Consider the following 6,583-nt stretch of genomic DNA (forward strand, 5'->3'; position numbering starts at 1 on the left):
CTCGATATATCGAAAATCAAGATATATCGAGATTTATATCTTTAAAAACTCTTGCCCGGCCGCTATCGTCGTATTTTGAAAGATACAGCGTGGGAGATTTGCATGGTGCGGCTGAACGAAATCCGCGAGAACGAGGTCGCGATCACGCCGCCGGAACCGACGGATGCCACGCTGATCTTCATCGGCCGGGTTTCGACGCCCTGGACCTCGCGCCTGGAAACGCCGCGGCAGGGGCGTCCCGACGGGCCGGTCTGCGAAATCGAGATTTTCGAGCCCTGGGTGGAGGCGCTCGCCGGCGTCGAGCGTTTCGAGCGGCTGGAGGTGCTCTATTGGCTGCACGAGTCGCGTCGCGATCTCGTTCTGCAAAGCCCTGCCTCAAACGGCGAGGTGCATGGCACCTTCTCGTTACGCTCCCCGGTGCGGCCCAATCCGATCGGCACGTCGATCGTCGTGCTGGACAGGATCGAGGGCAACCGGCTCTTCGTGCGCGGCCTCGATTGCCTCGACGGCACGCCGCTGCTCGATCTCAAACCGGACCGCACGCTCTTCAAGCCCATCGCGCCGCCGCAGAAGGGCGATTTCGAAACCGGCGCCGTCCATATGTGCAAGAAGATCGACGATTAATCGTCGATCGCCACCATCACATCCGATGCCTTGATCACCGCATAGGCCTCGTGGCCGGCGGCAAGGCCGAGTTCGTTCACCGCGTCGTTGGTGATCGACGCGGTGATGACCTGCCCGCCGATATCGATGCGGACATGCGCCGTCGTGGCGCCGAGAACGACTTCGACGATCTTGCCCTTGAGGCGATTGCGTGCGCTGATCTTCATCATTTTCTCCTGTTGTTCGAAAGAGAACCTAGAGGGGAGATGCCGAATTGGAAGGCGCTGTCGTCCAATGATCCGGCTGTAATTCGTATTTGAATGGATCATTCTTCTGTGGCAGTGTCCGGACGTCTGGAGGAGGCCCGCATGATCATCGACACGCACCTGCATCTCATCTATCGCGACCGGCTCTCCTATCCCTGGCTTTCGGGCGTGCCGGCGCTCGATGCGGATTTCACCCAGGAGGCTTATTCGCGCGAAGCCCGCCGGCTCGGCATCGTCGCGGCGCTGCATATGGAAGTCGACGTGGCGGCGGCGGATATTGCCCGCGAGACGGCGATGATACAGGCGCTGGCCGGTGAGGAGGGCAGCCTGCTTACCGGGGCCATCGCCGCCTGCCGGCCGGAATCGCCGGAGTTTCCCGCCTATCTCGAAAGCGTGCGCGCCAATCCCTTCGTGCGCGGTTTTCGCCGTGTGCTGCATGTCGTGCCGGACGATCTGTCGGAAGGCGCGCTCTTCCGAGAAAACATCAAGCGGCTCACAGGCACCGGGCTCAATTTCGATCTCTGCGTGCTGCCGCACCAGATCGGCAAGGCGATTGCACTTGCCGATCTCGCGCCCGAAGTCTCCTTCGTGCTCGATCATTGCGGCGTGCCGGATATCAAGGGCGGCGGCTTCGATGTGTGGAAGGGGCCGGTCGCGGAGATCGCGCGCCGGCCGAATGTGACCGTGAAACTGTCCGGCATCCCGGCCTATGGCGCGGAAGACTGGACGCTGGACGACCTGAAACCCTATTTCGCCCATGTGGCGGAGAGTTTCGGTTTCGACCGCATGGTCTGGGGCAGCGACTGGCCGGTCTGCACGCTCGGCGGCGGGCTCTCCACCTGGATCGGCGCGACGCAGGCGCTGCTCTCCGGCGTCAGCCTGGAGGGCAAGGCCCGCGTGTTTGCGGAAAACGCCAAACGGCTCTGGAAGGTCTGAACTCGCGCCAGCGCGCCGTGCGCTCGATCCATTCGCGCGTGCGCGCTTCCGGATCGGCGTTCAGCGTGATGTCTGTCACCACAGCGGCGCTGTCGGCGCCGTTTTCGAAGACGGCTTCCAGGCGATCCGGATTGAGGCCGCCGATCGCAACGAGGGGAACGGGCGCGATGCGCGCTTTCCAGTCCCTGAGCCGCTCGACACCCTGCGGCGCCCATTTCATCTTTTTCAGGATCGTCGGCCAGACCGGGCCGAGCGCAACATAGTCGGGTTTCTCCTTGAGCGCGATGTCGAGTTCGGCCTCGTCATGAGTGGAGAGACCGAGTTTCATGCTGGCAGCGCGGATGGCGGCGACATCGGCCACTGCCAGATCCTCCTGGCCGAGATGCACGAAATCGCAGCCTTCCTCGATGGCGATCTGCCAGTAGTCGTTGATGATGAGCTGGCAGCCGTGGTCGGCGCAGATGGTTTTGGCGCGGCGGATTTCGGCGCGCAGACGCTCGTCTGGCACATCCTTCATGCGCAGTTGCACGAGCTTGACGCCGATCGGCACGAGGCGCTCGATCCAGTCGGCGCTATCGACGATGAGGTAGAAGGGATCGAGCTTCATGAAAAGACGGCCTTTCCGATGACGGGGGTGGAGGGGACGGCCATATCGCGCGGCTCCAGCGGTATCGCCGCGTGGGCGAGCCGGCCGGCGTCGATGGCGAGCGCGAAGGCCTCGGCCATCGCGGCGGGATCGCCGGCTCCGGCGACGGCGGTGTTGAGGAGCACGGCGTCGTAGCCGATTTCCATAACGCTGGCCGCATGCGAGGGCCGACCGATACCGGCGTCGACGATCAGCGGGATATCCGGAAAATGTGCCCGGAAGGTGCGCAGCGCCATCGGGTTCACCGGCCCCATCGCCGAGCCGATCGGTGCGCACCAGGGCATCAGCACGCGGCAGCCGGCTTCGAGCAGCTTTTCCGCGACGACGAGGTCGTCGGTCGTATAGGGGAAGACCTGGAAGCCCTCGTCGGTGAGGATGCGTGCCGCCTCGACGAGGCCGAAGACATCGGGTTGCAGCGTGTCGTGATGGCCGATCACCTCCAGCTTGATCCAGTCGGTGCGGAAAACCTCGCGCGCCATCTTCGCCGTCAGCACGGCCTCCTGCACGCTGTGACAGCCGGCGGTGTTGGGCAGCACGCGCACGCCGAGCTCGCGGATCAGCTCGAAGAAGGCGCCGCCGCCCTTGCCGCCGGCCGTCTCACGACGCAGCGACACGGTGACGATCTCCGCTTTCGAGCGCCGCACCGCTTCCGCGAGGACGGCGGGGGAGGGATAACGTGCGGTACCGAGCAGGAGGCGGGATTGCACCTCGACGTCGTAGAGTTTCAGCATCTCAGCCTCCCTGCATGGGCGAGAGGATTTCGATGCGGTCGCGCGCGCCGAGCGTAAAGGTGCCGCGGTCTTCACGGTGCACCAGTTCGCCGTTCACGGCGGTCGCCAGCCAGTCGCCCTCATAGTCGAGGGCGGAGAGAAGGTCGGCGAGCGTCGCGGCGGCAACATCCTGTTCCTCGCCGTTGATGGTGAAGGTCATGATGCCCTCCTTTCCGGTTGCTGCTGTTGCGCGACGAGCCGCCGCGCGACCTCTCCGGCCATGGCCGGCGCCAGCAGGAAGCCGTGGCGGTAGAGGCCGTTGACGTGGATGGTGTTGCCATCCTCTGTCACGCGCGGAAGATTGTCGGGGAAGGCGGGGCGCACGCCGGCACCGGTTTCCGCAAGCCGCGCCTCGCCGAAGGCGGGGTGCAGGGCATAGGCGGCGTTCAGCAGCTCCATCAGCGAGCGGGCGGTGATCGGGCCGGCATCCTCGCTTTCGATCATCGTCGCGCCCACCATGAAACGGTTCTTTTCGCGCGGAACGATGTAGATCGGGTGGCGCGGATGCAGCAGGCGGACGGGGCGGGAGAGGGTGATCTCGCCGGTTTCGAGGGTGAACATCTCGCCGCGCACGCCGCGAAGCTCCGGCATGTGGCCGATCCGCGAGGCGCCGGTGCAGTCGATCACCCGGTCGTAGCGGCCTTCGTTCGGCTCTCCGGCCTGGCCGTAAAGGAAGCGCATACGGCCGTCCTCAAGCCCGGCTGTCAGGGCGGAAAGCGCCTTCCGAGGATCGAGATGCGCCTCCTGCCGGAAGAACAGCGCCTTGCGGAAGCGGCCGGCGAGATCCGGCTCCAGCGCCGAAATTCCCGCATCGTCCAGCCATTCCCAGCCGCTGGTGCGGCCGGCGAAACGATCGAGCTCGCCGGCATCGCGCCCGCCGGCGACGACCAGCGTTCCCCGGCGGTGCACATGGCCGGGGACGGCCGCTTCCCACCAGTCGGCGGCGAGCCGGCCGAGTGTCAGAACCGGCTCTTCAGCACTTTCCCGCTCGCACCAGGGCGCCAGCATGCCGCCGGCAAAACCGGAGGCGCCGGCGCCGGCCTTTTCGGCGCGCTCCCTGATCGTGACGTCGAGACCGTGGCGATAGAGCTGCCAGGCGACCGTGAGGCCGGCAACGCCGGCCCCCTTGACAAGGATGCGCATGGTCATTCTCCGGCTGTTGTTTCGAGCGGCATGTAGAGATCGCCGCCCTCGCGGAATTTTGCCGCCATCGCCTCCAGCCCCTCCTTCTGCGCCTCGGCGCGGATATCGTGCGAGATGCGCATGGAGCAAAATTTCGGGCCGCACATGGAGCAGAAATGCGCCACCTTGTGCGCCTCCTTGGGCAGCGTCTCGTCGTGGAAGGATCGCGCCGTCTCCGGGTCGAGCGAGAGGTTGAACTGGTCCTCCCAGCGGAACTCGAAACGGGCGCGCGACAGGGCGTCGTCGCGCAGTTTTGCCGCCGGATGGCCCTTGGCGAGGTCGGCGGCATGCGCGGCGATCTTGTAGGTAATGACGCCGACCTTTACGTCGTCGCGGTCGGGCAGGCCGAGATGCTCCTTCGGCGTGACGTAGCAAAGCATGGCGGTGCCGAACCAGCCGATCATCGCGGCGCCGATGCCCGACGTGATGTGGTCGTAGCCGGGGGCGATGTCGGTCGTCAGTGGGCCGAGCGTGTAGAACGGCGCCTCGCCACAGACCTTCAGCTGCTTGTCCATGTTCTCCTTGATCTTGTGCATCGGCACATGGCCGGGGCCTTCGATCATGACCTGGCAGTCTTTTGCCCAGGCGATCTTGGTCAGCTCGCCAAGCGTCTCCAGTTCGGCGAACTGCGCGGCGTCGTTGGCGTCGGCAATCGAGCCGGGCCGCAGGCCGTCGCCGAGCGAGAAGGTGACGTCATAGGCCCGCGCGATGTCGCAGATTTCGTCGAAATGCTCATAGAGGAAGCTTTCGCGGTGGTGATGAAGACACCACTTCGCCATGATCGAGCCACCGCGCGAGACGATGCCGGTGACGCGGTTGACGGTGAGCGGGATGTAGGCGAGCCGCACGCCTGCATGGATGGTGAAATAGTCGACGCCCTGTTCGGCCTGCTCGATCAGCGTGTCGCGGTAGACCTCCCAGGTGAGGTCCTCGGCAATGCCGTTCACCTTTTCCAGCGCCTGGTAGAGCGGCACAGTGCCGATCGGAACCGGCGCATTGCGGATGATCCATTCGCGGATATTGTGGATGTTGCGGCCGGTCGACAGGTCCATGACCGTATCGGCACCCCAGCGGATCGCCCAGACCATCTTCTCCACTTCCTCGGCCATCGAGGAGGTGACGGCGGAATTGCCGATATTGGCGTTGATCTTAACCAGGAAGTTCCGGCCGATGATCATCGGCTCGGCTTCCGGATGGTTGATGTTGGCGGGGATGACCGCGCGGCCGCTCGCGACCTCCTGGCGGACGAAGTCCGGCGTGACGAAATCCGGAATATGCGCGCCAAAGCTCTCGCCGTCGCGGACAAGCGCTTCCTTCACGGCCTTGCGGCCGAGGTTTTCGCGGATGGCGATGAACTCCATTTCGGGGGTGACGATGCCGGCCCGCGCATAGGCGAGCTGCGTCACCGCCTTGCTGTCCTTCGCCCGGCGTGGGTGGTTGCGGATGGGGAATTCCGGCGTCAGCCGCTCGCCGGTGGCAAAACCGTTGTCCTCCGGGCGGATATGGCGGCCCTCGTAATCCTGCACGTCGCCGCGGGCGGCGACCCAGCTTTCGCGTAGCCGCGGCAGGCCGCTTTCGATGGAAACGACATGGGTGGGATCGGTGTAGGGGCCGGAGGCATCGTAGACCACGACCGGCGGTTCGCCGGCGGTCGGGTGCAGGGCGATTTCGCGCAGCGGCACGCGGATATCCGGGTGCTGCTCGCCGGGGATGTGGATTTTCCGCGAGGCGGGCAAGGCGCCGGTGGTGACGGTCGGGGTGAGCTTTTGGGCGGCAATATTCATCGTGAGGCTCCAAGGTTCAAAGTTGGAGACCCAGTCCTAGAGCCGGAATGATGGAAAGACGCGGAGGCGGAATCCGGGTACGGATTACGGACCTGCAGCGCTTGCACCGTCCCTACGCCAGTATGAACTGGATCAGGTTCAACGGGTCACTGCGCTGCGAAAGCCAGCAATATCTCAGCCCCTTGTCGGGACCCCCCTGGTGAATGCTTTAAGCAAAGACGCTCGGGGATGATTTGTCAACATGGTAAAATATGTAAGTGTATTCTTACATTATATTGTGCGAAAAACCTCTCCTCCGTCGTCCTCGGGCTTGACCCGAGGCGCATGATCTTCTGCAACAAGATGGACAAGACCGGTGCGGACTTCTACCGCTCGGTGTCCATGATCAAGTCGCGC

The 6,583-nt window shown here is 64.4% G+C and carries 8 protein-coding genes and 1 riboswitch; of the genes, 2 read left to right on the forward strand and 6 right to left on the reverse strand.

Features of this window, described 5'->3' with window-relative positions:
- Positions 1–102 precede the first annotated feature (102 nt).
- Positions 103–624: a tRNA (N6-threonylcarbamoyladenosine(37)-N6)-methyltransferase TrmO gene (gene tsaA / locus GB927_RS24000; RefSeq protein ID WP_256119744.1), complete on the forward strand. Its 522-nt coding sequence runs from the start codon at positions 103–105 to the stop codon at positions 622–624.
- Here the strand turns inward: tsaA and GB927_RS24005 are convergent.
- Positions 621–830, reverse strand: coding sequence for a TOBE domain-containing protein (locus GB927_RS24005; RefSeq protein ID WP_256119745.1), 210 nt, complete (start codon positions 828–830; stop codon positions 621–623). The genes tsaA and GB927_RS24005 overlap by 4 nt on opposite strands.
- A gap of 141 nt (positions 831–971) precedes the next feature.
- Between GB927_RS24005 and GB927_RS24010 the strand changes: the two genes are divergently transcribed.
- Positions 972–1,805: an amidohydrolase family protein gene (locus GB927_RS24010; RefSeq protein WP_256119746.1), complete on the forward strand. Its 834-nt coding sequence runs from the start codon at positions 972–974 to the stop codon at positions 1,803–1,805.
- Here the strand turns inward: GB927_RS24010 and GB927_RS24015 are convergent.
- Genes GB927_RS24015 through thiC form a run of 5 tightly spaced genes read right to left on the reverse strand, consistent with a single transcriptional unit; the run spans position 1,744 to position 6,187 of the window.
- Entirely contained in the window at positions 1,744–2,412 is a 669-nt protein-coding gene (locus tag GB927_RS24015; RefSeq protein ID WP_256119747.1) for a thiamine phosphate synthase, read from the reverse strand. The two genes, GB927_RS24010 and GB927_RS24015, sit on opposite strands and share 62 nt — an antisense overlap.
- Positions 2,409–3,182, reverse strand: a complete 774-nt coding sequence (locus GB927_RS24020; RefSeq protein ID WP_256119748.1) for a thiazole synthase — start codon at positions 3,180–3,182, stop codon at positions 2,409–2,411. The genes GB927_RS24015 and GB927_RS24020 overlap by 4 nt, the downstream gene beginning before the upstream one ends.
- Before the next feature lies 1 nt (position 3,183).
- On the reverse strand, positions 3,184–3,381 hold the full coding sequence (gene thiS, locus GB927_RS24025) for a sulfur carrier protein ThiS (RefSeq protein ID WP_256119749.1): 198 nt from the start codon (positions 3,379–3,381) through the stop codon (positions 3,184–3,186).
- Positions 3,378–4,364, reverse strand: coding sequence for a glycine oxidase ThiO (gene thiO / locus GB927_RS24030; protein WP_256119750.1), 987 nt, complete (start codon positions 4,362–4,364; stop codon positions 3,378–3,380). Before thiO ends, thiS begins: the two co-directional genes overlap by 4 nt.
- A 2-nt stretch (positions 4,365–4,366) precedes the next feature.
- Entirely contained in the window at positions 4,367–6,187 is a 1,821-nt protein-coding gene (gene thiC, locus GB927_RS24035) for a phosphomethylpyrimidine synthase ThiC (protein ID WP_256119751.1), read from the reverse strand.
- A 91-nt stretch (positions 6,188–6,278) separates the two neighbouring features.
- Positions 6,279–6,395, reverse strand: a riboswitch (TPP riboswitch).
- Positions 6,396–6,583: the final 188 nt, after the last annotated feature.

The organism is Shinella lacus (genome assembly GCF_010994755.1).
Classification (GTDB): Bacteria; Pseudomonadota; Alphaproteobacteria; order Rhizobiales; family Rhizobiaceae; genus Shinella; species Shinella lacus.